Annotated in this window: 19 protein-coding genes, 1 tRNA gene and 1 pseudogene; 9 read left to right on the top strand and 12 right to left on the bottom strand. The window is 76.5% G+C overall.

What is annotated here, in order from left to right:
- Window positions 1–21: 21 nt before the first annotated feature.
- From IEX99_RS19550 to phhA, 4 genes are all read right to left on the bottom strand, one after another.
- A tRNA-Thr gene (locus IEX99_RS19550) sits at window positions 22–93 on the bottom strand.
- An 80-nt stretch (window positions 94–173) separates the two neighbouring features.
- The gene (locus IEX99_RS19545; RefSeq protein ID WP_188903414.1) at window positions 174–1,322 is read right to left on the bottom strand and encodes a PQQ-dependent sugar dehydrogenase; all 1,149 of its coding nucleotides are present in this window, start codon (window positions 1,320–1,322) and stop codon (window positions 174–176) included.
- Window positions 1,323–1,396: 74 nt separating this feature from the next.
- Window positions 1,397–2,506: a 4-hydroxyphenylpyruvate dioxygenase gene (gene hppD / locus IEX99_RS19540; protein WP_188903412.1), complete on the bottom strand. Its 1,110-nt coding sequence runs from the start codon at window positions 2,504–2,506 to the stop codon at window positions 1,397–1,399.
- Window positions 2,507–2,521: 15 nt separating this feature from the next.
- Window positions 2,522–3,373, bottom strand: coding sequence for a phenylalanine 4-monooxygenase (phhA, locus tag IEX99_RS19535; protein ID WP_188903410.1), 852 nt, complete (start codon window positions 3,371–3,373; stop codon window positions 2,522–2,524).
- A 133-nt stretch (window positions 3,374–3,506) separates the two neighbouring features.
- Here phhA and IEX99_RS19530 point away from each other — a divergent pair, with 133 nt between their 5' ends.
- Entirely contained in the window at window positions 3,507–3,980 is a 474-nt protein-coding gene (locus IEX99_RS19530) for an Lrp/AsnC family transcriptional regulator (protein ID WP_188903408.1), read from the top strand.
- A 12-nt stretch (window positions 3,981–3,992) separates the two neighbouring features.
- Here IEX99_RS19530 and IEX99_RS19525 read toward each other — a convergent pair whose 3' ends face one another.
- Window positions 3,993–5,651, bottom strand: coding sequence for an acyl-CoA dehydrogenase family protein (locus tag IEX99_RS19525; RefSeq protein WP_188903406.1), 1,659 nt, complete (start codon window positions 5,649–5,651; stop codon window positions 3,993–3,995).
- Window positions 5,648–6,838 (bottom strand): FAD-dependent oxidoreductase, encoded by a 1,191-nt coding sequence (locus IEX99_RS19520; RefSeq protein ID WP_188903404.1) that lies wholly within the window; start codon window positions 6,836–6,838, stop codon window positions 5,648–5,650. The genes IEX99_RS19525 and IEX99_RS19520 overlap by 4 nt, the downstream gene beginning before the upstream one ends.
- Before the next feature lie 225 nt (window positions 6,839–7,063).
- Here IEX99_RS19520 and IEX99_RS19515 point away from each other — a divergent pair, with 225 nt between their 5' ends.
- Entirely contained in the window at window positions 7,064–7,969 is a 906-nt protein-coding gene (locus IEX99_RS19515) for a heme-dependent oxidative N-demethylase family protein (RefSeq protein ID WP_229678160.1), read from the top strand.
- 69 nt (window positions 7,970–8,038) lie between these two features.
- Here the strand turns inward: IEX99_RS19515 and IEX99_RS19510 are convergent, their stop codons facing one another.
- The 5 genes and pseudogenes from IEX99_RS19510 to IEX99_RS19490 form a co-directional block, all read right to left on the bottom strand.
- Window positions 8,039–9,367: a TRAP transporter large permease gene (locus IEX99_RS19510; protein WP_188903402.1), complete on the bottom strand. Its 1,329-nt coding sequence runs from the start codon at window positions 9,365–9,367 to the stop codon at window positions 8,039–8,041.
- Window positions 9,367–9,867 (bottom strand): TRAP transporter small permease, encoded by a 501-nt coding sequence (locus IEX99_RS19505; protein WP_188903399.1) that lies wholly within the window; start codon window positions 9,865–9,867, stop codon window positions 9,367–9,369. The genes IEX99_RS19510 and IEX99_RS19505 overlap by 1 nt, the downstream gene beginning before the upstream one ends.
- Window positions 9,868–9,904: 37 nt before the next feature.
- Window positions 9,905–10,969 (bottom strand): TRAP transporter substrate-binding protein, encoded by a 1,065-nt coding sequence (locus IEX99_RS19500; RefSeq protein ID WP_229678159.1) that lies wholly within the window; start codon window positions 10,967–10,969, stop codon window positions 9,905–9,907.
- 268 nt (window positions 10,970–11,237) lie between these two features.
- Window positions 11,238–11,660, bottom strand: a pseudogene (locus IEX99_RS19495) (2-dehydro-3-deoxy-6-phosphogalactonate aldolase); the annotation flags it as partial.
- Window positions 11,644–12,546 (bottom strand): 2-dehydro-3-deoxygalactonokinase, encoded by a 903-nt coding sequence (locus IEX99_RS19490; protein WP_188903397.1) that lies wholly within the window; start codon window positions 12,544–12,546, stop codon window positions 11,644–11,646. The pseudogene IEX99_RS19495 and the gene IEX99_RS19490, both read right to left, overlap by 17 nt.
- 136 nt (window positions 12,547–12,682) lie before the next feature.
- Here IEX99_RS19490 and IEX99_RS19485 point away from each other — a divergent pair, with 136 nt between their 5' ends.
- Complete coding sequence (locus IEX99_RS19485; protein WP_188903395.1) at window positions 12,683–13,918, top strand: lactonase family protein; 1,236 nt, start codon at window positions 12,683–12,685, stop codon at window positions 13,916–13,918.
- Between the two features lie 63 nt (window positions 13,919–13,981).
- Window positions 13,982–14,923, top strand: a complete 942-nt coding sequence (locus IEX99_RS19480) for a DMT family transporter (protein ID WP_229678158.1) — start codon at window positions 13,982–13,984, stop codon at window positions 14,921–14,923.
- A 47-nt stretch (window positions 14,924–14,970) separates the two neighbouring features.
- On the opposite strand, the gene IEX99_RS19475 is transcribed toward IEX99_RS19480, so the two are convergent.
- Window positions 14,971–16,032: an NAD(P)/FAD-dependent oxidoreductase gene (locus IEX99_RS19475; RefSeq protein ID WP_188903428.1), complete on the bottom strand. Its 1,062-nt coding sequence runs from the start codon at window positions 16,030–16,032 to the stop codon at window positions 14,971–14,973.
- A gap of 204 nt (window positions 16,033–16,236) precedes the next feature.
- Between IEX99_RS19475 and tsaE the strand changes: the two genes are divergently transcribed.
- From tsaE to addA, 5 genes are read left to right on the top strand one after another with little or no spacing between them, the layout of a single operon-like run.
- The gene (gene tsaE / locus IEX99_RS19470) at window positions 16,237–16,707 is read left to right on the top strand and encodes a tRNA (adenosine(37)-N6)-threonylcarbamoyltransferase complex ATPase subunit type 1 TsaE (RefSeq protein WP_188903393.1); all 471 of its coding nucleotides are present in this window, start codon (window positions 16,237–16,239) and stop codon (window positions 16,705–16,707) included.
- The gene (locus tag IEX99_RS19465; RefSeq protein ID WP_188903391.1) at window positions 16,704–17,717 is read left to right on the top strand and encodes an aminoglycoside phosphotransferase family protein; all 1,014 of its coding nucleotides are present in this window, start codon (window positions 16,704–16,706) and stop codon (window positions 17,715–17,717) included. The genes tsaE and IEX99_RS19465 overlap by 4 nt, the downstream gene beginning before the upstream one ends.
- 17 nt (window positions 17,718–17,734) lie before the next feature.
- Window positions 17,735–18,448 carry a nucleotidyltransferase family protein gene (locus IEX99_RS19460; RefSeq protein WP_188903425.1) on the top strand — a complete coding sequence of 238 codons (714 nt, stop codon included), beginning with the start codon at window positions 17,735–17,737 and terminating at the stop codon, window positions 18,446–18,448.
- Window positions 18,448–21,636: a double-strand break repair protein AddB gene (gene addB / locus IEX99_RS19455; RefSeq protein WP_229678157.1), complete on the top strand. Its 3,189-nt coding sequence runs from the start codon at window positions 18,448–18,450 to the stop codon at window positions 21,634–21,636. The genes IEX99_RS19460 and addB overlap by 1 nt, the downstream gene beginning before the upstream one ends.
- Window positions 21,633–25,145, top strand: a complete 3,513-nt coding sequence (gene addA / locus IEX99_RS19450; RefSeq protein ID WP_188903389.1) for a double-strand break repair helicase AddA — start codon at window positions 21,633–21,635, stop codon at window positions 25,143–25,145. Before addB ends, addA begins: the two co-directional genes overlap by 4 nt.
- Window positions 25,146–25,151: the final 6 nt, after the last annotated feature.

Here is a 25,151-nt window from a genome sequence, read left to right as displayed (position 1 = left end):
TGCATGGGCGCTTTCGGCCCCTGCCGGGTGAGGGATTCGAACCCCCGGCCTTCGGTTTACAAAACCGCTGCACTACCGCTGTGCTAACCCGGCCCGGGACCGCCTTCTAGCACCTCGCCGCCGCGCCGCGAATGCCGGAGCCGCTGCCGCTCGACATCGGCCGCCCGGCCGGCTCACCCGGGCCGCAGGCGCAGCACCCGCCCGGCCCGTTCGTCGGTCAGCAGGTAGAGGAACCCCTCCGGCCCGACCAGCACGTGGCGAAAGCGCGCGAGCCCCGGCAGCAGACGCTCCTCGCCGGTCACCCGCTCGCCCTCGACGGCGAGCCGCACCAGCGCCGGGCGGTTGAGCGCGGCGATGAACAGGTTGCCGCGCCAGCGGGGAAAGGCCTCCGCGTCGTAGAACGCGATGCCGGAGGGGCTGATCACCGGCGTCCAGACCCGCACCGGATCCTCCATCCCCGGCGCGCTCCGCCGTTCGGAGATGACCGAGCCGTCGTAGTCCACCCCATGCGTCACCAGCGGCCAGCCGTAATTCGCGCCGCGACGGATGATGTTCAGCTCGTCCCCGCCGCGCGGGCCGAACTCCGACGCCCAGAGCAGGCCGGTCCCGGGCTGGAAGGCGAGGCCCTGCGGATGCCGGTGGCCGTAGGACCAGATCTCGCCGCGCGCATCGCCGCGCCCGGCGAAGGGGTTGTCCGGCGGCACGCCGCCGTCGCGCGCGAGGCGCAGCACCTTCCCGGCCAGGTCGTCGAGGCGCTGCGCGCGCCGCGCCTCGACGAAGCGGTCGCCGGTGGAGAGGAACAGGTGCCGCCCCCCCTCCGGCTCGAAGGCGATGCGGCAGCCGAAGTGGTTGCGCCCGCGTGCCTGCGCCGGCGTCGCGTCCAGCACCGTGCGCACCGCCTCGAGCGCCGTCGCGTCCGCCGAAAGCCGCGCGCGGGTGAGCCGCGTCAGCGCCCCGCCCTCCGCCAGGGCGGCGTGGCACAGGAACAGCTCGCGCGAGGCGGGAAAGTCCGGCGCCAGCGCGATGTCGAGCAGCCCGCCCTGCCCGCCCGCCTCCACCGCCGGCACGCCGGCGAGCGGGGCGGAGACGCGGCCATCGGGCGCGATCAGGCGCAGCCGTCCCGGCCGCTCCGTCACGAGCAGCCGGCCGTCCGGCAGGAAGGCGCCACCCCAGGGATGCTCGAGCCCGGTGGCGAAGACCTCGACGCGGAAGTCCGCGGCCTCGGAGCGCACCACGCCGGCCGGCGGCGGAGTCTGCGCGCAGGTGCCGCCGGCCGCGAGCAGCGTGGCGAGGAGGACGACGCGGGCAAGCCGACTCGGCATGGGGGCAGGGTAAGGCACCGGCCCCTCGACGCCAAACGGCCGGGCCGGCGCCCTCCGCGCCCCCGCCGGCTGCGCTACCCGGCGGCGGCCGGCCTCAGCACGCCGCGGCGGATCTGGTCGAGCTCGATGCTCTCGAACAGGGCGCGGAAATTGCCCTCGCCGAAGCCCTGGTCGCCCTTGCGCTGGATCAGCTCGAAGAAGATCGGGCCGATCACGGTGCCGGTGAAGATCTGCAGCAGCCGCCCGCCCTCCGGCGTCGGCGCGCCGTCCATCAGGATGCGGTTGCGGCGCAGCCGCCCGAGGTCCTCGCCGGTGTCGGGAAGGCGCTTCGGCAGCAGCTCGTAGTAGGTGTCGGGCGTGTCCATGAACGCCACGCCCGCCTCGCGCATCGCCTCGACGCTGGCGAAGATGTCGTCCGTGCCGAGGGCGATGTGCTGGATGCCCTCGCCGCGGTAGGCGCGCAGGAACTCCTCGATCTGGCTCCTGTCGTCCGCGCTCTCGTTGATCGGGATGCGGATCATCCCGCAGGGCGAGGCCATGGCGCGCGAGCGCAGCCCGGTCAGCCTGCCCTCGATGTCGAAGTAGCGGATCTGGCGGAAGTTGAAGAGCCTCTCGTAGAACTGCGCCCAGGCGTCCATGCGGCCGCGGTGGACGTTGTGCGTCAGGTGGTCGATCACCGTCAGGCCGCGGCCCGTGGGATGCGGATCCGGCTCGCCCAGCCAGCGGAAGTCCACATCGTAGATGCTGCCGCGCGGACCGTAGCGGTCCACGAGGTAGATCAGCGAGCCGCCGATGCCCTCGATCGCCGGGATGTTCAGCTCCATCGGCCCGACCTTGCCCTGCACCGGCCTGGCGCCGAGCGAGACGGCGCGCTCATGGGCGTGCCTCGCGTCCGCCACGCGGAAGGCGATGGCGCAGACGGAGGGGCCGTGCACGCGGGCGAAGGCCTGGGCGAAGCTCTCAGGCTCGGCGTTCAGGATGAAATTGATGTCCCCCTGGCGCCACAGCGTGACGTCCTTGGAACGGTGCCGCGCCACGGCGGCGAAGCCGAGGCGCGCGAACAGGTCCTCGAGGTAGGGGATGTCGGGCCCAGTGAACTCGACGAACTCGAAACCGTCGGTCCCCATCGGGTTGGCCTCGCCGATCCGGCCGGCGCAGGCGGAGCGGTCGGGCGGGATGTCCATCGCGGCGGTCCTCCCTCAATGCTCGCGGAGCGGCACCTCGACGTCGGCAGGCTCGGCGCCGCCGGGCGGGATCGGCTCGGCGTCGCGCGCGGCCTCGAGCATCGCCGGCACGCGCCCGGCGGCGGCGAACAGCTCGGCGTGGTCGTCGAGGACGAAGTAGGTCGGCTGCAGGTCGTCTATGAAGTACTCGCTGCGCAGCACGCGCCAGAGGTCGAAGCGCAGGCGGCGCGGCTTCTCGCCGATGGTGGCGTGCAGCAGCTCGGCGCGCGAGGACATGATGCCGGCGCCGTAGGCGCGGATCTCGCCGTCCTCGCAGAGCAGGCCGAACTCCACCATGAACCAGTAGAGCCGCGCGAGCGGGCGCAGCGCGCCGATCGCGAGCGCCCGTTCGCCCATGCGGCCGTAGGCCTCCATGAAGCGGGCGAAATCGGGCTGCATCAGCGCCGGGACGTGGCCGAAGAAGTCGTGGAACACGTCCGGCTCGACGATGTAGTCGAGCTCCGCGGGCCTGCGGATCCAGTTGGTGACGGGGAAGCGGCGCGCCGCGAGGTGCCCGAAGAACGCGCCGTCCGGGATCAGCCCGGGCACGGCGACGAGCGACCAGCCCGTCGCCTCGCGCAGCCGCGTGGAGGCGCGCGCGAAGTCCGGCACGCCGCCGGCGCAGTCGAGCCGCGCGAGGCCCTCGCGGAAGGCGCGCGCGGCGTGGCGCGGCAGCAGCGCGGACTGGCGCGCGTAGAGGGTGCGCCAGGTCGCATGGTCGGCCTCCGCGTAGTCGGCCATCTCCTGCGGCAGGGTGTAGTCGGGGCGCGCAGCGGCGTAGTTGCCGCGGAGCGTCCTCGGCAGTCCTTCTGCGGTCGAGGTTCCCATGGCCGGACAGCCTCCCCGTCCTTCTTCGGCCAAGAAACGCGCGGACCCTAGGCCGGGTGGCGGAGCGAAAGACCGCGATTTGACCGCCCGTGCGGGCTAGACTGGCCGGAATCCACTATTCGAGGGCCTTTCCATGGCGAAATCCACCACCGGCCTGGACGCGGCCGACCGCCGCATCCTGCGCGCCCTCCAGCGCGACGGGCGGCTGCCCATCGTCGCCCTCGCCGAGCAGGTCGGGCTCTCCCCCACCCCCTGCCAGCGCCGCGTGCGGCGGCTGGAGGAGGCCGGCGTCATCACCCGCTACGCCGCGGTCGTGAACCCCGCGCGCATCGGCCTGCCGCTGCAGGCCTTCGTGCTGGTCACCCTCTCCTCGCACGCCGAGGAGGCGGTGCAGGCCTTCCAGCGGGCCCTCGCCGCGCGGCCGGAGGTGCTCGCCGCCTATGCGATGAGCGGCGAGATGGACTACCTGCTCCACGTGCTGGCCGCGGACTTCGAGGCCTACGCCGAGTTCGCGCTGAAGGCGCTGCTGCGCATGCCCGGCGTGAAGGAGACGCGCTCCTCCTTCGTGCTCGCGACGCTGAAGCCGCCCGGCGAGGTGCCGGTCTGAGCGCGGCCGCCCCTACCCGGCGAGGAGCGCCAGCACCGCCCCGCCCTCCTCGATCTCCGCGCCGCGCGCCGCCGCGCGCGGCAGCAGGCGGCGCAGGTAGAACTCCGCCAGCGCGCCGTAGCGCGCCGCATCCGCCGCCCGCGCCCGCGCCAGCATCCAGCCGCCGAACACCCAGCCGGCGGCGTCGAGATAGGCCGCCGCGCTCGCCTGCGCCTCGTCGGCGCTGCGCGCCTGCGCCGCGAGCACCGCCTCCGTCGCCCGCGCGAAGCCCTCCAGAGCCGCGTCGAGCCGCGCATCGAGCCCGCGCGCCTCCGCGATCAGCGCGCGCATCGCCGCGCCCTCGTCGCGCGCCAGCTTGCGGCTGACGAGGTCGATCGCCTGGATGCCGTTGGTGCCCTCGTAGATCGGCGCGATCCGCGCATCCCGCAGCACCTGGGCGGCGCCGGCCTCCTCGACGAACCCCATCCCGCCATGCACCTGGATGCCGAGCGAGGCGTTCTCCACGCCCCGCTCCGTGCACCAGGCCTTGACGATCGGCGTCAGCAGCGCGAGGCGCGCCTCCGCCCCCGCATCGCCGAGCAGCCGCGCGCGGTCCCCCGCCGCCGAGGCCTCCAGCGCCAGCAGCCGCCCGGCGAGCGTCGTCGCGCGCATCTCGGCGAGCATCCGCGCCACGTCCGGCAGGCGCGCGATCGGCGTGCCGAACTGCACGCGCTGCGCCGCGTAGGCCTCGGCCAGCGCCAGCGCCCGCGCCCCGTGCGCCACGCCCTGCACGCCGACCGCGAGGCGCGCGTTGTTCATCATCGCGAACATCGCCGGCAGGCCGCGGTGCGGCTGCCCGACCAGCTCCGCCTCCGCCTCCTCGAACAGCATCACGCAGGTGGGCGAGGCGTGGATGCCCATCTTGCGCTCGATCCCGCCGCAGCGGATGCCGTTGCGCCGCCCGTCCGGCAGGAATTTCGGCGCCCCGAACAGCGAGATGCCGCGCGAGCCCGGCGGCGCGTCCGGCAGCCGCGCGAGGATCAGGTAGAGCGTGTTCTCCGAGCAGTCCTGCTCGCCCCAGGTGATGAAGATCTTCTGCCCCGTCACCGCGTAGGTCCCGTCGCCGCGCGGCACCGCCCGCGTCCGCAGCGCGCCGAGGTCGGAGCCCGCCTGCGGCTCGGTCAGGCACATCGCGCCGGACCAGCGCGCCGCGATCATCGGCGGCAGCCAGGCCGCGGCCTGCGCCGGCGTCGCGTGGTGGCAGAGCAGGTCTATGGCCCCTGCGGTGAGCAGCGGGCCGAGGGCGAAGGAGGCGTCGGCCGCCAGCACCAGCTCCTGCACCGCGTTCCACAGCGCGCCCGGCAGGCCCTGGCCGCCGAGCGCGACGCCGTGCAGTTCCGCCGGCGCCGCCAGGGACTGCCAGCCGCCCTCGATCCAGTCGCGGTAGAGGCCGGGATAGTGCGACGGGGTGCGCACCACGCCGTTCTCGTAGACCGCGCCGTGGCGGTCGGCCTCCTGCCAGCCCGGCGCGACCTTCTCGCGCGCGAAGCGGTCCGCCTCCGCGACGATGGCGGCGATGTCCTCGGCGGAGAGCGGCGCGCCGGCGGCCTCCGTCAGCGCCGGCAGCCCGACGACGCGCGTCAGGCCGAAGGCGAGGTCCTCCGCGGCGGTGGTCGTGGCAACGGCGGTCATGCGGCGTCGGTCTCCCCTGCGAGATCGGCGAGCAGGCCGGGCGGCGGGGGCGCCTCGCCGGCCGCCCAGGCCGGAAGCCCCGCGGCGAGCGCGCCATCGCACGCGGCGCGGGCCAGCGCCAGCCCGAGCAGCGGGCCGAATTTGAACCCGTGGCCGCTGAAGCCGGACATCACGAAGCAGCGCGGCGTGAGGGGCTCGAGCACGAAGCGCTCCTCGGGCGCGACGTCGTAGTAGCAGGCGCGCGCCTCGAGCACCCGGTAGTCGGCGGCGTCGCGCAGCCGGGCGCGGGCCAGGGCCAGCACCGCCTCGGCTTCCGCGGCCGTCGCCTCGCGCGGATCGGCCTCCGGATCGCCGGCCAGCGAGAAGCGGTGGTCGCCGATCTTGAGCGGCGTGCCCGCCACCGGCGGCACGACGTAGAGGCCCCTGCCCTCCCCGGTCAGGCGCAGCAGCAGCATCGGCGCCGCCTCCCACGCCGCGCGGTGGCGCGCCGGCGGCTCCAGCATCACCACCACCTGCCGCGAGGGCGTCACGCCGCGCCCCGCCGCCAGCGCCTCCGGCAGCAGGCGCGGCGCCCAGGGGCCGGCGGCGACGACCAGCACATCGGCCACGCGGTCGGACCCGTCGAACAGCTCCACCGCGGGGACGTCCGAATGCAGCCGCACGGCGCGGCCCCGCTCGAAGACGACGCCGCGCCGGTGCAGCCGCGCGGCGAGCGCGGCGACGATCCGCCGCGCCAGCAGCACCCCGCCGGGCGCGAGGTGGAAGGCATCCGCGATGCCCTCGGTCGCGAGCATCGGCAGGCGCGCGGCGAGCGCCCCGGGCGCCAGGTCGGTGACCTCGCGCCCGTCGCCGCGCAGCGCCGCGCGGCTCTCGGCGATCCAGCCGGCGCCCGGCGCCTCGGCCATCGCCACCACGCCGGTCGGCACGTGCAGGCGCTCGCCGAGCTCCTCCCAGAGCAGGTCCCAGGCGGCGTAGGCCGCGTCCACCATGCGCATGTAGCCGAGCCGCGCGCCGTAGGCGTGGCGGATCAGCCGGTGATGGTCCACCGAGGCGCCGCGCGGGTTGGGCGCGTAGGCCTGGTCGAGGACGCGCACGGCGAACCCCGCCCGCGCCAGTCCCCAGGCGGCGGAGAGGCCCATGATCCCGGCGCCGAGCACGAGGGCGGTGGGAGCGGAGGGAGGAGGCATGGCTGCACACGATGGGGCGGGACGCGCCGGCTGTGAACCATCGTGCGCACGCGCCCGTCGCGCATGGCGCGTGCCCCGGTCCCCGCGGGCCGATCGCCGGACGGGCAAGCGGCGAGGGTTGTGCAGCGCCGGCCAGGCACGCACCGTGGCTCCGGCTGCCCTGCGACCCGCCGAAGGCGCTCCTGCGCCGACCTTGCCACCCCTGCCACGCCCGGTGCCACCGGCATGACGCTTCCGCCCCCCAGGCTCCACCTGCCCTACGCCCCCGGCCCCTTCCGCATGGCCATGGGCCTCACCGCCGTCCCCGAGGCGGAGTGGATCGAGATCGACGCCGGCTACCCCGCCCAGCTCGCGCTGCGCCGCGCCCTCCTCGCCGAGCGGCGGACCGAGGTGCTCGCCGCCCTGCCCGGCAGCGGAGCGGCGGCCCGGGAGCTGCTGGCCTGCCTCGCCGCCAACCTCGCCGCGCACCATCCGGAGCGGTTCCGCCTCGCGGGCGGCCGGGTGGAGAACCGCCTCGCCGGCGAAACCTGGCCGCTGCCCCGCGATGCGACGGAGGCGGAGGAGGCCCTCGCGACCCTCGGCCACCTCGTGCAGGAGGATTTCTGCCTCCTGAGGCCCGATGCCGAAGGGCCGCGCCTGATCGCCGCGGTGCTCTGCTTTCCCAGCCGCTGGCGGCTCCGCGACAAGCTCGGCGCGCCGCTCGCCGCGGTGCACGGGCCGGTGCCGCTCTACGCCGAGCGCCTGGCGCGGCCGGTGGACCGGTTCCTCGCGGCACTGGCTCCGGGTCGCCTCGCCCTGCGCTTCAACTGGGCCGTGCACGACGACCCGACGCTCTTCCAGCCCGGGGGCGGCGGCGACACGCTCTGCGCCGTCACGCCCCGCGACGCCGGCGACCGCCTGTTCCTGCGCGTCGAGCGCCAGACCTTCCGCCTGCTGCCGGAGAGCCGCGCCGTCGCCTTCGGCATCCGCACCCATGTCGCGCCGCTCGCCGCGGTCGCGGCGGAGCCGGGCGAGGCCGCCCGCCTCGCCGCCGCGGTACGCGCCCTGCCGCCGGAGATGCGGCGCTACAAGGGCCTGCACCGCTTCGAGCCGGCATTGCTCGCCTGGCTCGATGCGCGCGCGGCGGGGTAAGGCGGCCGCCGCCCACTGCGGCGCCGCGGCCGGGGCGCCGCGCCGGGCCGTCGCCGGGCACCCCGGGCCTCAGGTCAGCAGGCGCACCAGCCAGAGGCTGAGCGCCGGGAAGGCGACGCAGAGCGCCAGCCGCACCAGGTCCATCGCCAGGAAGGGCAGCACGCCGCGGTAGGTCCGCGCGATCGGCACGTCCCGCGCAAGGCCGCTGACCACGAAGACGTTGAGCCCGATCGGCGGCGCCGTCAGCCCGATGCCGACCACGATCAGCACCAGGATGCCGAACCAGATCGCCGTCTCCTCCTGTCCCGCGAGGCCGAAGTCGAGCGCGGTCACCACCGGGAAGAACACCGGCAGCGTCAGCAGGATCATCGCCAGCTCGTCCATCACCGCGCCGAGCAGGATGTAGGCGAACAGCAGCGCCGCGAGCACCGCGTAGGGCGGCCAGTCCATCCCGGCGATCCAGACCGAGAGCAGGTCGGGCGCCTGGGAGAGCGCGAGGAAGGCGTTGAACACCTCCGCGCCGAGCAGGATGGCGAAGATCATCGCCGTCGTCTCGGCGGTGGCGAGCAGCGCCTCGCGCACGTGCCGCGCGTGCAGCGTGCCGCGCAGCACGCCGACCGCGAGGGTCGCGGCGCAGCCGACCGCCGCGCTCTCGGTCGGCGTGAAGATCCCGCCGTAGATCCCGCCCACCACGACGACGCCGATCACCAGCACCGGGATGACGTTGAGGAGGGCCTCGCGCCGCTGCTCCGGCGGCACCGCGCCGCGCACCGGCGGGCCGAGCGAGGGCCGCCGGCGCACCAGCACCGCGATGGCGAGGACGTAGAACAGGGCCGCGATCAGCGCCGGGACCAGCGCCGCCATGAACAGCTTGGCGATGTTCTGCTCGGTGCTGATCGCATAGACGACCAGGATGACGGATGGCGGCACCAGGATACCGAGCGTGCCGCCGACCGCGATCGTCCCCGTCGCGAATCCCGGCTCGTAGCCGTAGCGCCGCAGCTCCGGCAGCGCCGCGCGCCCGAAGGTCGCCGTGGTGGCGACGGAGGAGCCGCACACCGCGCCGAACCCGGCGCAGGCGACGATCACGCCCATCGCCATCCCGCCGCGCCGGTGCCCGACCAGCGCGTTCGCCGCGGCGAACAGGTCGCGCGCCAGGCCGCCCCGCTCCGCCAGCGCGCCCATCAGGATGAACAGCGGGATGATCGAGAGGGTGTAGTTGGCGAACAGGAAGAAGGGCGTCGTCTTGAGGTAGTTGAGCAGCGGGTCGAGCCCGACGATGTGGTAGTAGCCGCCCGCGCCGACCGCCAGCATCGCCAGCGCCACCGGGGCGCGGATCGCGATCAGACCGAGCAGCACGGCGAAGCCGGTGCCGGCGATGACGAACTCCGGCGCCATCAGGCCTCGTCCCGCAGGAAGCGCGCGACCCAGTACGCCGCGGCCGCCGCCGTCGCGGCGAAGCAGAAGGCGCCGATCGCGATCGCCCACCAGATCGGCACGCCGAGCAGGCCGATGGTGCGCGTGCCGGTCGCCAGCGCCTCCGCCGCGCCGACCGCCATGCGCTCCGCGAGCAGCGCCATGCAGCCGGCCCAGACCAGCATCCAGAAGGCGTCCGCGAGGCGGTTCAGCCGGCGCGGCAGCCGCGTCGTGAAGGTGTCCACCAGGATGTTGGCGCGCATCAGCGTGCCGTAGGCGAGGAAGCCGAGCACCGCGAGCCCGGAACCGAGCGAGACCAGTTCGAAGTCGCCCTTGATCGGCCCGCCGGCGAGCCAGCGCAGCAGCACCGATGTGGAGGTGAGGAAGGCGACGCCGAGCAGCGCCGCGCCGCCGGCGAAGGCGAGCAGCCCGGCCAGCGTCGCGATCGGCCCGCGCGGCGGCGCGACCGGCTTCCGGTCCATCCCGTCCACGGCGGCGCCGGCGCCGCGCCGGCTTGCGTCAGGCGATTCCCTGGCCGTAGCGCGCGATCAGCGCGCGCGCCTCCTCGAGCAGCGCGCCGCCGTCGATGCCCCGCTCGCGCATCTGCCCCACCCAGGCCTCGACCACGGGCTGCGTCGCGCGCTGCCAGCGGGCCTTCTCCTCCTCGGTGATCTCGACGATCTGGTTGCCGCGGCGGCGCACCGCCGCCTCGACGACGGGGCCCTGCTCGTCCCACACCTTCGCCGCCATCGCCGCCGCCGCCTGGCCCGAATTGGCGTCGAGCACCTGGCGGAGATCGGCCGGCAGGCTGTCGTACCTCGGCTTGTTCATCGCCAGCACGAAGCTCGTCGTGTAGAAGGTCGGGCTGCCCGGGATCTCGGTGTGGTGGCGCACCATCTCCTGCAGGCGGATGGCGGGCACCACCTCCCACGGCACCACCGCGCCGTCGATCACGCCCTGGGTCAGCGCCTCCGGCACCTGCGGGATGGGCAGGCCGATCGCGGTGGCGCCGAGGGCGCGCAGCCCCTCCCCGGCCATGCGCGTCGGGAAGCGCAGCTTGAGGCCGCGCAGGTCCTCCATCGTCCGCACCTCGCGCCGCGCGTGCACGAGGCCGTGGTCGTGCGCCCAGGCGGTGATGATGTGGGTCTCGCGGAACTCGTCGCGCATGTGCTTCTCGAACAGCTCCTGCGTGACGCGCGCGTTCACGCTGGCGCGCTTGTGCGCGACGAAGGGCAGCTCGATCACCTCGATGCGCGGGAAGCGGCCGGGGGTGTTGCCGGGCAGCGTCCAGACGATGTCCGCCACCCCGTCGCGCGCCTGGTCGTAGAGCTGCGGCGGCGCGCCGCCGAGCTGCATCGCGGGGAAGATCTGGATGCGCAGGCGGTTGTTGCTCTCCTCCTGGACCTTGCGCGCCCAGGGCTGGAGGAAGTGCCGGTGCACGTTGGAGACCGCCGGCAGGAAGTGGTGCAGGCGCAGCGTCACCTCCTGCGCCTGGGCGCGGGGGACGCGCAGCACCGCGGGGGCGGCAAGGACGGCGGCGGTCGCGCCCCCGAGCAGGGCACGGCGGCGAGGCATGTCGGTCATTGGCGGCGTTCCCAGGACGTTCCAATTGGTTGAGCGCAAAGGCTAGCCGCCCGTGCGCCCGTTTCAAGCGGAACCGAGCGCCGCCCGCAGGCTGCGCGCCCGCTCCGCGACCTTCGCCGGGGCGTCGCCGGGCCGGTAGAGCGCGGAGCCGATGCCGAACCCCGCCGCCCCCGCCGCACGCCAGGCGGCGAGGTTCTCCGCCCCGATCCCCCCCCACCGGCAGCACCGGCGTGCCCTTCGGCAGCACGGCGAGCAGCGCCTTCAGCACGGCGGGCGAAGCGGCCTCGGCCGGGAACAGCTTGAGCGCGTCGGCGCCCGCGCGCAGCAGCGCGAAGGCCTCGCCGGGGGTGAAGAATCCCGGCACGGCGGTCAGCCCCGCGGCCTTCGCCGCGCGCACCAGCGCCGGATCGGCGTGCGGCGTCACCATCAGCCGCCCGCCCGCCCGCGCGAGCTCGGCGACCTCCTCCGCCCGCGTCACCGTGCCGGCGCCGACCAGCGCCTCCGCCTCGCCGAACCGCGCCGCGAGGCGGCGGATGCTCTCGAAGGGCTCGGGCGAGTTGAGCGGCACCTCGAGGATGGCGAAGCCCGCGGCGACCAGCGCCTCGCCCACCGCCTCCGCCTCCTCCGGGCGGATGCCGCGCAGGATGGCGAGGAGCGGGCAGCGGGCGAGCCACTCACCAATCGGTCTCATCGAGGCGTCCTCCGATCAGGGCCAGGCCGCGCGCGGCGGCGTCGGCGTCGTGGATGCGGCAGGGGATGCCGAAGGCGCCGAGCGCGCGGCGATAGAGCGCGACCAGCGATTCCGCGCCGGCCAGGTGCACCGGCGGCGCCACGCCCGCCTCCAGCGCCGCCGCGACCTCGTGGCCGATCAGCAGGCCGGAGAGGTAGGACCCCGCCTGGTCCGGCGGCAGCTCCCCCGTCAGCGCCAGCGCCCGCACGCCGAACAGGTGGTGCAGCAGCCCGCCCTTCTGGCGCGCGCGCGCCGCGCCGCGGTCGAAGGCGCCGGGATGCGGCGGCGCCTCGGCGTCCAGGCTGCGGGCGAGGATGGTGTGGGCGGAGAGCGCGGCGAAGGCCTCGCCGGTCATGTAGGTGGCGAAGCCCGCCACCCGCCCCGCGCGGATGCGCACCCACTTGCAGTGCGTCCCGGGCAGGCAGAGGGTCGCCTCCGGCGCCGCGCCGATCGCCGCGAGCAGGCCGACGACCTTCGTCTCCTCGCCGCGCATCACCTCCGGCACCCCGGCGGCGTCGCGGGTGGCGAGGCCCGGGACCAGCCGCACCCGCGCCGGCCCCTCGAAGGGCACCCGGATGGTCGCGCCGGCGATCTCCGCCACGCCGGCGGGGCAGGCGAGGTAGGGCGCCTCCACCCAGCCCTGGCGGCTGCCGACCATGCCGCAGAGCAGCACGCGGTCCTCCCCGGCGGCGATCCAGTCGCCCACCGCCTCGCGCAGCACCGCGGGGAACCCGCCGGGCGGGACGGTCAGGACGCCGCGCTCCGCCTCGCGCCTCTCGCACACCGTGCCGTCCGCGGCCAGGCGGTAGGCGCGCAGGCTGGAAGTGCCCCAATCCACGCCGATCATCCCGGTGACGTGGCGCCGCCCGCCCGGGAACGCAACCGGTCCTTGCACACGGGGCGGGGAGTGCCCGATCGTCGCCATGACGCCGGGGATGACCGAAACCGTTCGGGGCGCGGACCGCCCCGGGGAGGAACGGCAGATGAGGGCAGCACTCCTGGCGGGCGCCGCGGCGATCGCGTTCGGCCTCGCGTCCCAAGCGGCGACGGCGCAGATCGCCGTGTCGGGCAACGACAACAAGCGCACCCTGGTCAACGGCGTGAACACCCTGGTGCAGGACCCGCGGCCCGACACCGTCTCGATCATCGACCTCAACGGCCGGACGCCGCGGCTGGTGGCGGAGGTGGCGGCGCCGCACTCCGTCGTCGGCCCGCCCCTGTCGGTCGCGGTCACGCCGGACGAGCGGCTGGCCCTCGCCTCCTCGGCCGAGAAGATCGACCCGGAGAACCCGCGCCGCACCATCCCCGACAACCGCGTCTCGGTGATCGACCTGCGCGCCAGCCCGCCGCGCGTCGTGCAGACGCTCGAGGTCGGCAACGGCCCGTCCGGCATCTCGGTCAACCGCGCGGGCACGCTGGCGCTGGTCGCCAACCGCGCCTCCGGCACGGTGAGCGTGCTGCGCATCCGCGACGGCCGGGCGAGCGTCATCGGCACGGTGGAGATCGGCCCGGCGAGCGCCGGCGTCAGCCACGCGCCGTTCACGCCGGACGGGCGCCACGCGCTCGTCACCCGCGACGGCGACAGCTACATCACGGTGCTGCGCATCGAGGGCGAGACCGTCACCAGGCTGGACCGGGGCATGAGCGCCGGGCTGCGCCCCTACGCCCTGCACGTCTCGCCGACCGGCGCCTGGGCGATCGTCGGCAACGTCGGCCGCGCCAGCTCCGGCAACACCGGCGACATCGAGACCGTCAGCCTGATAGACCTGACGCGCGAGCCCTTCCGCGTGGTGGACACGGTCTCGGTCGGCACCACGCCCGAGGGCGTGATGGCGAGCCCCGACGGCCGCCACGCCGTCGCGGTCGTGCACAACGGCACCGGCCGCCCGATCGGCCATCCGCTGCGCGGCCAGGCGGAGGTGAAGCTCCTGCGCATCGAGAACAACCGCATCCGGGTGGTGAGCGCGGTGCCGGCCGGCGACTGGGTGCAGGGCATGGCCTTCTCGCGCGACGGCCGCACCCTGCTGATCGGCAACATGGCCGACAAGACCATCGGCGTGTACCGGATCGAGGGCAACCGCCTGCGCGACACCGGCCAGCGCATCGCCGTGGACGGCGGGCCGGCGGCGCTGCGCACCGCCGAGGTCGCGCCCCCGTCCGCGCCGGCGGCGCGCCGGCCCGAGCGGCGCCGCGACCGCGCGGAAGCGGCGACGCGGTAGCGCGGATCGCCGGCGGCGCGGACGGGGGCGCGCATCGGCTCTGCAGGCGACGGGCCGGGGCCGTTGCAGCGGACGCGGGCGGGCGGGAACGGCTCCGGCGGCCGGCGGCGGGCGAAGGGCGGCGGGACGTGGCGCGGCTTCGACGTGTTCCGCCTCGCCCCGCTCGCCTTCGTCTGCCTCTGGTCGGGCGGCTTCACGGCGATCAAGTTCGGCCTCGGCGGCGCCGGGCCGTTCGGCCTGCTCGGGCTGCGCTATGCCGTCTGCGTCGCGATCCTCGCCCCGCTCGCCCTCGCGCTCCGCCCGCGCCTGCCGCGGGGCGCCGCGCTCGCGCATCTCGCGGCGAACGCGCTGATCGTCCAGGTCGGGTACTTCGCGCTGATGACGGTCTCGCTCGGCCTCGGCGTGAGCGCGGCGGCGGCGGCGCTGATCGTGGCGCTGCAGCCGGTGCTGGTCGGGCTGCTCGCCCCGTCGCTGGTCGGCGAGCGGGTCGGCGGGCGGGTCTGGCTCGGCCTGGTCCTCGGCCTCGCCGGCGCCGCCGTGGTGATCGCCTCGCGCGGCGCGCTGGAGGCGCGCGGTCCCTGGGGCCTGCTCGCCGCGCTCGGCGCGCTCGCCACCATGACCGCGGGCGTGCTCTACGAGAAGCGCTTCGGCCGGCCGCACCACCCGGTCGCGGCGAACCTGGTGCAGTACCTCGTCGGCGCCGCCGCGACCCTGCCCCTCGCCGCCCTCACCGACGGGCTCGCCATCGCCTGGTCGGTGCCCTTCGCCCTGGCGCTCGCCTACCTCGTGCTCGGCAATTCCCTGCTGTCCATGAGCCTCCTCTTCGCCATGGTCCGCCGCGGCGAGGCGGCGCGCGTCTCGGCCCTGTTCTTCCTCGTCCCGCCGGTCGCGGCGCTGATCGCCTGGGCGCTGCTCGGCGAGGCGCTGGCGCCGATCGCCTGGGCCGGCATGGCGCTCGCCGCGGCCGGCGTCGCCCTCGCGGCGCCGCGGCGCCCGCCGGCATGAGGCGATCGCGCCGGGCGCGCCCCCCCCGCCGCGGCGCCAGGGCGCCGTCAGCCCCCCGCCGGCGCCGCCACCCCCGCCTGCCCGCCCGGCGCGCTCGCCAGCGGCACGCCCTTCGTCGTCGAATACTCGAAGTGCAGCGCCTGGCCCGGGAAGACCCGCGCGTGCATGGCGTGCGCGGCCATCGCCGCCTCGGAGAAGCCCTGCAGGATCAGCTTGAGCTTGCCCGGATAGGCCGCGACGTCGCCGATCGCGTACACGCCGGGCAGGGTGGTCTCGCAGGTCGCCGGATCCACGCGGATGTGGTGGCGGTCGAGCGCGAGCCCCCAGCGCGCGATCGGCCCGAGGTCCATGGAGAGGCCGAAGAAGGCCAGCAGGTGGTCCGCCTCCACCCGCCTCGTCTCGCCCTTCAGCGTCGCCAGCACCACCGCCGAGAGGCGCCCGTCCTCGCCCTCCAGCCCGTGGAGCTGGTAGGGGATCGCCAGCTCCAGCTCGCCCCGCGCCGCCGCGGCCTCGAGCTGCGCCGCGCTCTCCGGCGCGGCGCGGAACTTCGGCCGGCGGTGCACCACGGTCACGCGCGCCGCGATCTGCTTGAGCGACAGCGCCCAGTCCACCGCCGAATCGCCGCCGCCCGCGATCACCACGCGCTTGCCGCGGAAGTCCTCGCGCCGCGCGACGAGGTAGCGCACCGCGCCGCTCGCCTCGAACTCCTCGAGCCGCGCGAGCGGCGGCCGGTTCGGCCCGAAGGCCCCCGCGCCGGCGGCGATCACCACCGCCCTGCAGCGGATCGAATCGCCGGCCGAGGTGCCGAGCACGAAGCCCTCCGCTTCCTCGCGCAGGCTCTCCGCCCGCCGGCCGAGCAGGTAGAGCGGGGTGAAGGGCGCCGCCTGGCGCTCCAGCCGCTCGATCAGCTCGGCCGCGCCGATCTGCGGATGCGCCGGGATGTCGAAGATCGGCTTCTCCGGATAGAGCGCCGTGCACTGCCCGCCGATGGCGTCGAGCGCGTCCACCACCGCGCAGCGCATGCGCAGCATGCCGCACTCGAACACCGCGAACAGGCCGACCGGCCCCGCGCCGATGATCGCGACATCGGTCTCGACCGTTGCGGGCATGGTCACTCCCCTTCTCCCGGGGGACCTGATAGACGACCCGGCCGAGGGGATCAAAGCCGGAACGCCCTGCTTGAGGGGTGGCCCGGGCGGAGGGCACACTCCGGCCGGGACCGCGCGGCCGCCGATTCGGCAACCGGCGGGCCTCACGGCCGGGCGGCGATGCGCGTCCCGGTCGGAACCGGGCCTGCCCGTGCGACGCGAGCGATGGAAGAGCAGTTCAGGGTGCATCTCTCCGATCTGTCGGCGACCCGCGCGCTGGCGGCGCGCCTCGCCGCGGCGCTCCGGCCCGGCGACGTGGTGCTGCTCGAAGGCCCGCTCGGCGCCGGCAAGAGCGAATTCGCCCGCGCCCTCCTGCGCGCCGCCGCCGGCGACCCGGCGCTCGAGGTGCCGAGCCCGAGCTTCACCCTCGTGCAGCAGTACGACCTGCCGGGAATCGGCCCGGCGTGGCACTTCGACCTCTACCGGCTGCGCGGGCCGGAGGAGGTGGCGGAACTCGGCTGGGAGGAGGCGCGGCAGGGCGTGGTGCTGGTGGAATGGCCGGACCGGCTCGGGTCCCTTGCGCCGCAAGGCGCGCTCCGCATCGCGCTCGCCCCGGGCGCGGGCGAGGAGGAGCGCGAGGCGGTCCTCTCCGGCTGGCCGGCGGAGCGGCTGGCCGCGCTGGTGCGCGCGCCATGAGGGACGACCGGGAGGAGGCCGCCGCCGCCTTCCTCGCCGCGCACGGCTTCGGCGCGGCGCGGCGCGAGCCCCTGCCCTCCGACGCCAGCTTCCGCCGCTACGTCCGCCTGCGCGGCGGCCCGGTCCCGGCGCTGCTGATGGACGCGCCGCCGCCCGAGGACGTCCGGCCCTTCCTGCGCGTCGGCCGGCACATCGCCGGCCTCGGCCTCTCCGCGCCGGCGGTGATCGCGGCGGAGGAGGCGGCGGGCTTCCTGCTGCTCGAGGATTTCGGCGACGCGACCCACGCGGCCCTGCTCGACTCCGCCGCCGCCGATCCGGTCGCGCTCTACGCCGAGGCGGCGGAGGCCCTGGCCGCGCTGCACGCCGCGCCCCCGCCGCCGACCGGCCTGCCCGAGTGGGACTCGGCGACCATGGCCCGCCTCGCCGCGGCCACCTTCCTCGACTGGTGGTGGCCCGCCGCCTTCGGCGCGCCACCCGCCGAGGAGGTGCGCGCCTCCTTCGGCGCCGCGCTGCGCGCCATGCTCGCCCCCTTCGACGGCGCCGGCGCCTTCGTCCACCGCGACTTCTTCGCCGCCAACCTGATGCGCCTCCCCGACCGCGACGGCCCGCGCCGCACCGGCATCCTCGACTTCCAGGACGCGGCGCGCGGGCATCCCGCCTACGATCTCGTCTCGCTGGTCGAGGACGCGCGGCGCGACGTGCCGGAGGCGGCGCGGCAGGCGGCGGTCGCGCGCTACCTCGCCCTGCGCGGGCCGGCGCTGGACCGCGAGGCGTTCGAGGCCGCCATGGCCGCCTGCGCCGCGCAGCGGCACCTGCGCGTCGCCGCGCTCTGGGTGCGGCTCGCGCGGCGCGACGCGAAGCCGCGCTACCTGGTCCACGCGCCGCGCACCTGGGCGCTGCTCGAGCGCGCGCTGCGGCATCCGGCGACGGCGCCGCTCGCCGCCTTCCTCGAGGCGCACGTGCCGCCGGCGCTGCGCGGCAACCCCGCCTGCCTGGAGGCCGCCGCGTGATCGCGCTGACGCACGGGATGGTGCTCGCCGCGGGCCTCGGCACGCGCATGCGCCCGCTGACCGACGAGCGGCCCAAGCCGCTGCTGCTGCTCGGGGGCCGCAGCCTGCTCGACCACGCGCTGGACCGGCTGGAGGCGGCGGGCGTGACCCGCATCGTCGTCAACGCGCACTGGTTCGCGGACCAGATCGCCGCAGCCGTCGCCGCGCGCGGCGATCCCGGGATCCTCCTGCAGCGCGAGGACGACCTCCTGCTGGAGACCGGCGGCGGCGTGCGGCGCGCCCTGCCGCACCTCGGCGCCGGCCCCTTCGCCGTGGTGAACGGCGACGCCTTCTGGCTCGACGGGCCGACGCCGGCGCTGCGGCGCCTCGCCGCCGCCTTCGATCCGGCGGCGATGGACGCGCTGCTGCTGCTGGTCCGGACCACCCATGTCGAGGGCGAGGTCGGCCACGGCGACTTCCTGATGGACCCGCTCGGCCGGCTGCGCCGGCCGCGCGAGCGCGAGGTGGCGCCCTATCTCTTCGGCGGCGTGCAGATCCTCTCGCCCCGCCTGTTCGAGGGCACGCCGGAGGGCCGGCCCTTCAGCCTGAACCGGCTCTACGACAAGGCACTCGCCCCGGGCCGGCTCTACGGCCTGGTGCACGACGGCGTGTGGTTCCACCTCTCCCGCCCGCGCGACCTCGCGCAGGCCGAGGAGGCGCTGCGCACCGGCTTCGAGCGGAGGCAGTTCTGATGGCGCGGCCGGAGGCGATGCGCCTCTTCGACATCCCCGCGCATCTCCCCTTCCTCGACTGCCTCGCCGCCGGCGTGCTGCTTCTGCACGGGGACGACGGGGGCGCGGGGCGCGCCGACCCGGAGGCCCTGTCGCGCGCGACCCTCCTCCTCCCCACCCGCCGCTCCGCCCGCGCGCTGCGCGAGGCGTTCCTGCGCCTCGCCGTGGCGCAGCCCGCGCGCGGCGCGGGCGGCCCCGGCCGGCCGGAGGATGCGGACCGGGCGATGCTGCTGCCGCGCATGCGCGCCCTCGCCGGCCTCTCCACGGAGGACGCGGACGAGCTGGCGCTCCCCGTCCTGCTCGACCTGCCGCCGGCGGTGGAGCCGCTGCGGCGCCAGTCGGTGCTGACCGGATTCGTGATGCGCCTGCCGCAGCGCCACGGCGGCCCGGCGACGCCGGAACAGGCCTGGGGCCTCGCCGGCGCCCTCGCCACCCTGCTCGACGAGATCGCGCTGGAGGAGCGCGACCTCGGCATGCTCGCCACCGTCTCGCCGGAGCTGTTCGCCGACCGCTGGCTCGACCGGCTCGCCAGGCTCGTGCCGGAGGAGCACGCGCGCCACTGGCAGATCACCCTGACCTTCCTGCGCGGCGTCGTCGCGCAGTGGAACGCGTGGCTGCGCGAGCAGGGCCTGCTCGACGTCGGCGTGCGCCGCGTCAAGGCGCTGCAGGCCCAGGCCGAGGCGTGGGAGCGCGACCCGCCGGCGCACTGGGTCATCGCCGCCGGCATCGGCGTCGGCGGCACCATCCCGGCGGCGGCGGCGCTGCTCGAGGTGGTGGCGCAGCTGCCGCGCGGCGCGGTGGTGCTGCACGGCGTGGACCGGCGCACCCGGGGCGAGGTGTGGGACGCGATCAAGAACGCCCCCACCCACCCCTTCTGCTCCCAGGCGCGGCTGCTCGAGGACCTCGCCGCGGAGCAGGACCGCATCCGCACCTGGCCCGGCTGCGAGCGCGTCTCGCACCGCGCCGCGCCCGAGCGGCGCGCCGAGCTGTTCGGCATGGCGCTGCGCCCCCCCGAGGGCATGAGCGCCTGGACGCGGCGCGAGCCGGACCACTGGCGCCCCGGCCTCGACGGCCTCTCGCTGCTCACCGCCCCGGACGCGCAGCAGGAGGCGGTGGCGATCGCCCTGCTGCTGCGCGAGGCGCTGGAGGACCCGCGCGCCCGCGCCGCCCTGGTCACGCCGGACCGCGACCTCGCCCGCCGCGTCTCCGCCGAGCTCGCCCGCCACGGCATCGTCGCCGACGATTCCGCCGGCGAGCCGCTGTCCGAGACCCCCGCCGGCGCCTTCCTCCGCCTGGTGGCGCGCATGGTCGCGGAGCGCTTCGCGCCGGTGCCGCTGCTCTCCGTGCTCAAGCATCCGCTCTGCGCCGGCGGCATGGAGCGCGGCGCCTGGCTCGCCGCGGCGCGGCTCCTGGAGCGCCGCGTCCTGCGCGGCCCGCGCCCGGCGCCGGGGGTCGAGGGCCTGCGCGACGCCACCTCCGCCGTCCTCCGCGGCGAGCGCGACGCCGAGGCCCTGGCCCAGGCCAACGCCCTGCTCGAGGCCCTCGCCCGCGCCCTCGGCGGCTTCACCGCGCTCGAGGACGCGCCGGCGCGCCCGCCCGGCGACCTCCTCGCCGCCCACCTCGCCGCCGCCGAGGCGCTGGCGGCGACCGAGACCGAACCGGGCGGCCTGCGCCTCTACGCCGGCGAGGAGGGCGAGCCGCTCGCCTGCCACCTCGCCGCCCTCGCCCCGGCCTTCGCCGAGCTGCCGCCGATCGCGCCCTCCGCCTATCCCGCCCTCTTCGACGCCGCGCTCGCCGGCGTCGCCGCGCGGTCGGTGCGCGCCAGCAAGGGGCGCGACGGCGGCCCGCATCCGCGCGTCGAGATCCTCGGCCTGCTCGAGGCCCGCCTCCTCTCCTTCGACCGCGTCGTGCTCGGCGCGCTCGACGAGAGCGTCTGGCCGCTCGCCACCGACCCCGGCCCCTGGATGAGCCGGCCGATGCGCAAGGCGTTCGGCCTGCCGGAGCCGGAGGCCCGCATCGGCCGCGTCTGCGCCGACTTCCTCCTCACCGCCTGCGCCGCGCCGACCGCCGTGCTGACCCGCGCCGCCAAGCGCGGCGGCAGCCCGACCGTGCCGGCGCGCTGGCTCACCCGCATCGAGACCTTCCTCGCCGGCCAGGGCGGGCTTGCCCTCCCCGCCTCGCCCGCCGCCGCCTGGGCGGCGCGGCTCGACCAGCCGGCGCGGGTCGCGCCCTGCGAACGGCCGGCGCCGAGGCCGCCCCTCGCCGCGCGGCCCGAGGAGCTCTCGCTGTCGGACGTCGCGACGCTGCTCGCCGACCCCTACGCGATCTACGCCAGGCGCGTGCTGAAGCTGTTCCCGCTCGACCCGCTCGATGCCGATGTCGGCCGCGCCGAGTACGGCACGCTGGTCCACGCCGCGCTCGCGCGCTTCATCCGCCGCCTCGACGACGCCCGCGCCTGGCCGGGCGAGGCCGCCGCGCGGCAGTGGTTCGCGGAGGCCGCGGAGGCGGCGCTGGCGCAGGCCGGCGCGCCGCCCTCCCTCGCCGCCTTCTGGCGCCCGCGCCTCGCCCGCATCGGCGACTTCGTGGTGGCGCAGGAGGCGCCGCGCCGCGCCGCCAACGCCATCCGCCGCAGCCTGGTCGAGGCCGAGGGGCGCCTCGCCCTCGCCCGCCGCGGCGACCGCGCGGTGACCCTGATCGCCCGCGCCGACCGCATTGACGAGCAGGCCGACGGCCGCCTCGCCGTCGTGGACTACAAGACCGGCAAGCTGCCGAAGGCCGCCGCCGTCGAGGACGGCTCGCAGCCGCAGCTCCCGCTCGAGGCGGCGATGGCGCTGCGGGGCGCCTTCCGCGGCCTGCCGCCGCGGCCGGTCGAGCGGCTCGAGTACTGGCGCGTCTCCGGCGGGCCGGATGCCGGCGAGGTGCAGGGCGTGCGCGCCGGCGCGGCGGAGGTGGAGGAGCTCGCCGAGCGCAGCCTCGCCGCCGCCGCCGCCCTCGCCGAGCGCTTCCTGCTGCGCGGGGACACCACCTTTCCCTCGCACCCGCATCCCGGGCGCCCGTCGCGTTCCGGCGACTACGACCACCTCGCCCGCGTCGCCGAATGGGCCGGCGCCGAGGACGCCGGCGCCGAGGGGAGCGGCGGCGCGCCATGACCGCCGACATCAGCCCCCGCCAGCAGGCGGAGATCGCCCAGGCGCGCGCCTCCGATCCCGCCGTCTCCGCCTGGGTCGGCGCCTCCGCCGGCTCGGGCAAGACCAAGGTGCTGACCGACCGCGTGCTGCGCCTGCTGCTGGAGCAGGACCAGCCGCCGAACCGCATCCTCTGCCTCACCTTCACCAAGGCGGCGGCGGCGGAGATGGCGACGCGCCTCGCCAAGCGCCTCGGCGAGTGGGCCGTGGCCGACGACGGGACGCTCGCCCGCCACCTCGCGGCGCTGACCGGCGCCGCGCCCGACGCGCGCCGCCTGCGCCACGCCCGCGAGCTGTTCGCGCGGGTGCTGGAGCTGCCGGGCGGGATGCGCATCTCGACCATCCACGCCTTCTGCCAGTCCCTGCTGCGCGCCTTCCCGCTGGAGGCCGGGCTGACGCCGCAATTCGGCGTCGTCGAGGAGGCCGACGCCCGCGCCCTGCTCGCCGAGGCGCGCGAGGCGGTGCTCGCCGCGCCCGGCGCGCAGGCCGAGGCGCTGGCGGCGCTGGCGGAGCTGGTACCGCCGGACGACTTCTCGAAGCTGGTCGCGGCGCTCGCCGGCGAGCGCGGCCGGCTGGCCACGGCGTTGAGCCGCACGAAGGGCCTCCCCGGCCTGCGCGCCGCGCTCGCCCGCCACCTCGGCCTCGCCGACGCCGCCGACGAGCGGGCGCTGGTCGCCGCCGCCTGCGCCAGCGACGACGCGGCGCTGCTCGCCGCCGCCCGCCTCAAGCAGGCGAGCCGCAACGACAATGACCGCGCCCGGGCGGAGCGGATGCTCGCCTGGCTGGAACTGCCCCGCGAGCAGCGCGCCGCGCGCTGGGACGAGTGGTGCGCGATCTTCCTCACCCAGGACGGGACGCCGCGCGCGACGCTCTGCACGAGGCAGGTCGGCGCGCGCCACGCCGAGATCGTCGCCGCGATGCAGGCCGAGGCGCAGCGCATTCTCGCGGTCGAGGCCAGCCGCCGCGCCTGCCGGCTGCTCGCCGCCACCTCCGCCCTGCTCGGCCTCGCCCAGCCCGTCCTCGAGGGCTACGAGGCGCGCAAGCGCCACCGCGGCCTGCTCGACTACGACGACCTGATCGCCCGCGCCGAGGCGGTGCTGCGCGACCCCGGCAGCGCCTGGGTGCTGTTCAAGCTCGACGGCGGCCTCGACCACGTGCTGCTGGACGAGGCGCAGGACTCCAACCCGGCGCAGTGGGGCATCGCCGCCGCGCTGACCGAGGAGTTCTTCGCCGGCGAGGGCGCGCGCCCCCTCGCCGGCGGCGCGCCCGGGCGCCGCGACGGCGACGCCGCCGATCCGCCGGCGCCCCGCCCGCGCACCGTCTTCGCGGTCGGCGACGTGAAGCAGTCCATCTACGGCTTCCAGGGCGCCGACGCGACCGGCTTCGCCACCTGGCGCGCGCATTTCGGCCGCGCCTGCGCCGCCCTCGGCGGGGAGCTGCGCGAGGTGCAGCTCAACGTCTCCTTCCGCTCCACCGCCCCGGTGCTCGCGCTGGTGGACGCCGTCTTCGCCGAGGGCGAGGCGCGCGACGGCGTGGTCGGCGAGGGCGAGCGCCTGAGCCACCGCCCCGACCGCGTCGGCCAGGCCGGCGCCGTCGAGCTCTGGCCGATGCTGGAGGCCGGCGAGGTCGAGGACCCCCCGCCCTGGGAGGTGCCGGACGAGCCGCCGCGCCACGCCGCCGGCCCCGAGGCGCTGCTCGCCGAGGCCCTCGCCGCCCGCATCGCGACCTGGCTGCGCGAGGGCGAGCCGCTGCCCGCCCGCGGCCGGGCGATGCGCCCGGGCGACATCCTCGTCCTGGTCCGCCGCCGCACCGGCGGCTTCGTCCCGCGCCTCGTCCGCGCGCTGAAGGAGCGCGGCGTCCCCGTCGGCGGCCCCGACCGCATCGCGCTCGTCGAGCAGATCGCGGTGCAGGACCTGCTCGCGCTCGCCGACGTGCTGCTGCTGCCGGAGGACGACCTGCAGCTCGCCGCGCTGCTCAAGAGCCCGCTGGTCGGCCTCACCGAGGACGAGCTCTTCGCCCTCGCCCACGACCGCCCCGGCTCGCTGTGGGAGGCGCTGCGCGCGCATCGCGGCTCCGCGGAAGAGCCGCGCCTCGCCGCCGCGGCGGAGTGGATCGCGCGGCTCATGGCGCGCGCCGACCTGATCACCCCGCACGCCCTGTTCGCCGAGGTGCTCGGCGAGCACCGCGGGCGCGTGAAGCTCCTCGCCCGCCTCGGCCCGGACGCGGCGGACCCGGTGGACGAGTTCCTCAACGCCGCCCTCGCCTACGAGCGCGCCCACCCGCCGAGCCTGCAGGGCTTCGTCCACTGGCTCCGCCAGGGCGGCGCGGAGGTGAAGCGCGAGGCGGAGTCCGCCGCCGACGCCGTGCGCATCATGACCGTGCACGGCGCCAAGGGGCTGGAGGCGCCGGTCGTCATCCTGCCCGACACGGTCGGCACCGGCCGGGAGGACCGCGCCGTGCGCTGGACCGCGGACGGCCTGCCGCTCTGGGCGCCGCGCAGGGAGCACCACGCCCCCGCCTACGCCGCGCTGCTCGAGGCCGAGAAGCGCAAGCGCGCCGAGGAGGAGCACCGGCTGCTCTACGTCGCCCTCACCCGCGCCGAGGACCGGCTGCTGGTCTGCGGCTGGCAGAGGAAGAAGCGCCCCGCCGGCTGCTGGTACGACCTGATCGCCGCGGGCTTCCGCCGGCTGGAGGGCGCGGCGGAGCTGCCCTTCGACCCGGCCGCCTTCGGCGCGCCGCAGGATTGCGGCTTCGCGGGCGACCGGCTCCTGCGCTGCGACTCCCCGCAGACCGTCCCGCCCTTCGATCGCCGGCGCCCGGTCGCGGCCGGAGAGGCCGCGACAACGCCCCTGCCGGACTGGGCCCACCGCCCCGCCCCGCCCGAGGCCGCCGAGGCGGCGATCGCCCCCTCGGCGCCGCCGGGCGAGCGCGAGATGCCGGCCGCCGCGCCGCGCGGCCAGGCCGACCCCGCCGGGCGGCGCTTCCGCCGCGGCCAGCTCGTCCACGCCCTGCTGCAGCACCTGCCGGACCACCCGCCGGCCGAGCGGGCGGCCGCCGCGCGCAAGTTCCTCGCCCGCCCCGGCCACGGGCTGAGCGCGGAGGAGCAGCGCGAGACGCTGGAGGAGGTGCTCGCCCTGCTGCGCCGGAGCGAGATCGCCGTCGCCTTCGGCCCCGGCAGCCTCGCCGAGGCGCCGATCGCCGGCCGCGTCGGCGGGCGGCTGATCGCCGGCCAGGTGGACCGCCTGGTGGTGACGCCGGGCCGGGTGCTGGTGCTCGACTACAAGACCAACCGCCCGCCGCCGGCGCGGGCCGAGGACGTGCCGCCGCTCTACCTGCGCCAGATGGCCGCCTACCGCGCGGTGCTCCAGGCGGCCTTCCCCGGCCGCGCGGTGGAGTGCGCCCTGGTCTGGACCTATGGCGCGCGGCTGATGCCCCTGCCGGGCGAGCTGCTCGACCGCTACCCGCCGTCCTGAGGGTCT

This window comes from Caldovatus sediminis, assembly GCF_014644455.1.
GTDB classification, from domain to species: Bacteria; Pseudomonadota; Alphaproteobacteria; order Acetobacterales; family Acetobacteraceae; genus Caldovatus; species Caldovatus sediminis.
The sequence above is the reverse complement of the archived record's forward strand: the minus strand, read 5'-3'. Positions and strand labels throughout refer to the sequence as shown.

What these genes read in the sequence shown, in the direction of transcription:
- IEX99_RS19545 (WP_188903414.1), bottom strand. Translation starts at nt 1,322, where the DNA reads ATGCCGAGTCGGCTTGCCCGCGTCGTCCTCCTCGCCACGCTGCTCGCG.
- hppD (WP_188903412.1), bottom strand. Translation starts at nt 2,506, where the DNA reads ATGGACATCCCGCCCGACCGCTCCGCCTGCGCCGGCCGGATCGGCGAG.
- phhA (WP_188903410.1), bottom strand. Translation starts at nt 3,373, where the DNA reads ATGGGAACCTCGACCGCAGAAGGACTGCCGAGGACGCTCCGCGGCAAC.
- IEX99_RS19530 (WP_188903408.1), top strand. Translation starts at nt 3,507, where the DNA reads ATGGCGAAATCCACCACCGGCCTGGACGCGGCCGACCGCCGCATCCTG.
- IEX99_RS19525 (WP_188903406.1), bottom strand. Translation starts at nt 5,651, where the DNA reads ATGACCGCCGTTGCCACGACCACCGCCGCGGAGGACCTCGCCTTCGGC.
- IEX99_RS19520 (WP_188903404.1), bottom strand. Translation starts at nt 6,838, where the DNA reads ATGCCTCCTCCCTCCGCTCCCACCGCCCTCGTGCTCGGCGCCGGGATC.
- IEX99_RS19515 (WP_229678160.1), top strand. Translation starts at nt 7,064, where the DNA reads ATGACGCTTCCGCCCCCCAGGCTCCACCTGCCCTACGCCCCCGGCCCC.
- IEX99_RS19510 (WP_188903402.1), bottom strand. Translation starts at nt 9,367, where the DNA reads ATGGCGCCGGAGTTCGTCATCGCCGGCACCGGCTTCGCCGTGCTGCTC.
- IEX99_RS19505 (WP_188903399.1), bottom strand. Translation starts at nt 9,867, where the DNA reads ATGGACCGGAAGCCGGTCGCGCCGCCGCGCGGGCCGATCGCGACGCTG.
- IEX99_RS19500 (WP_229678159.1), bottom strand. Translation starts at nt 10,969, where the DNA reads ATGACCGACATGCCTCGCCGCCGTGCCCTGCTCGGGGGCGCGACCGCC.
- IEX99_RS19490 (WP_188903397.1), bottom strand. Translation starts at nt 12,546, where the DNA reads ATGATCGGCGTGGATTGGGGCACTTCCAGCCTGCGCGCCTACCGCCTG.
- IEX99_RS19485 (WP_188903395.1), top strand. Translation starts at nt 12,683, where the DNA reads ATGAGGGCAGCACTCCTGGCGGGCGCCGCGGCGATCGCGTTCGGCCTC.
- IEX99_RS19475 (WP_188903428.1), bottom strand. Translation starts at nt 16,032, where the DNA reads ATGCCCGCAACGGTCGAGACCGATGTCGCGATCATCGGCGCGGGGCCG.
- tsaE (WP_188903393.1), top strand. Translation starts at nt 16,237, where the DNA reads ATGGAAGAGCAGTTCAGGGTGCATCTCTCCGATCTGTCGGCGACCCGC.
- IEX99_RS19465 (WP_188903391.1), top strand. Translation starts at nt 16,704, where the DNA reads ATGAGGGACGACCGGGAGGAGGCCGCCGCCGCCTTCCTCGCCGCGCAC.
- IEX99_RS19460 (WP_188903425.1), top strand. Translation starts at nt 17,735, where the DNA reads ATGGTGCTCGCCGCGGGCCTCGGCACGCGCATGCGCCCGCTGACCGAC.
- addB (WP_229678157.1), top strand. Translation starts at nt 18,448, where the DNA reads ATGGCGCGGCCGGAGGCGATGCGCCTCTTCGACATCCCCGCGCATCTC.
- addA (WP_188903389.1), top strand. Translation starts at nt 21,633, where the DNA reads ATGACCGCCGACATCAGCCCCCGCCAGCAGGCGGAGATCGCCCAGGCG.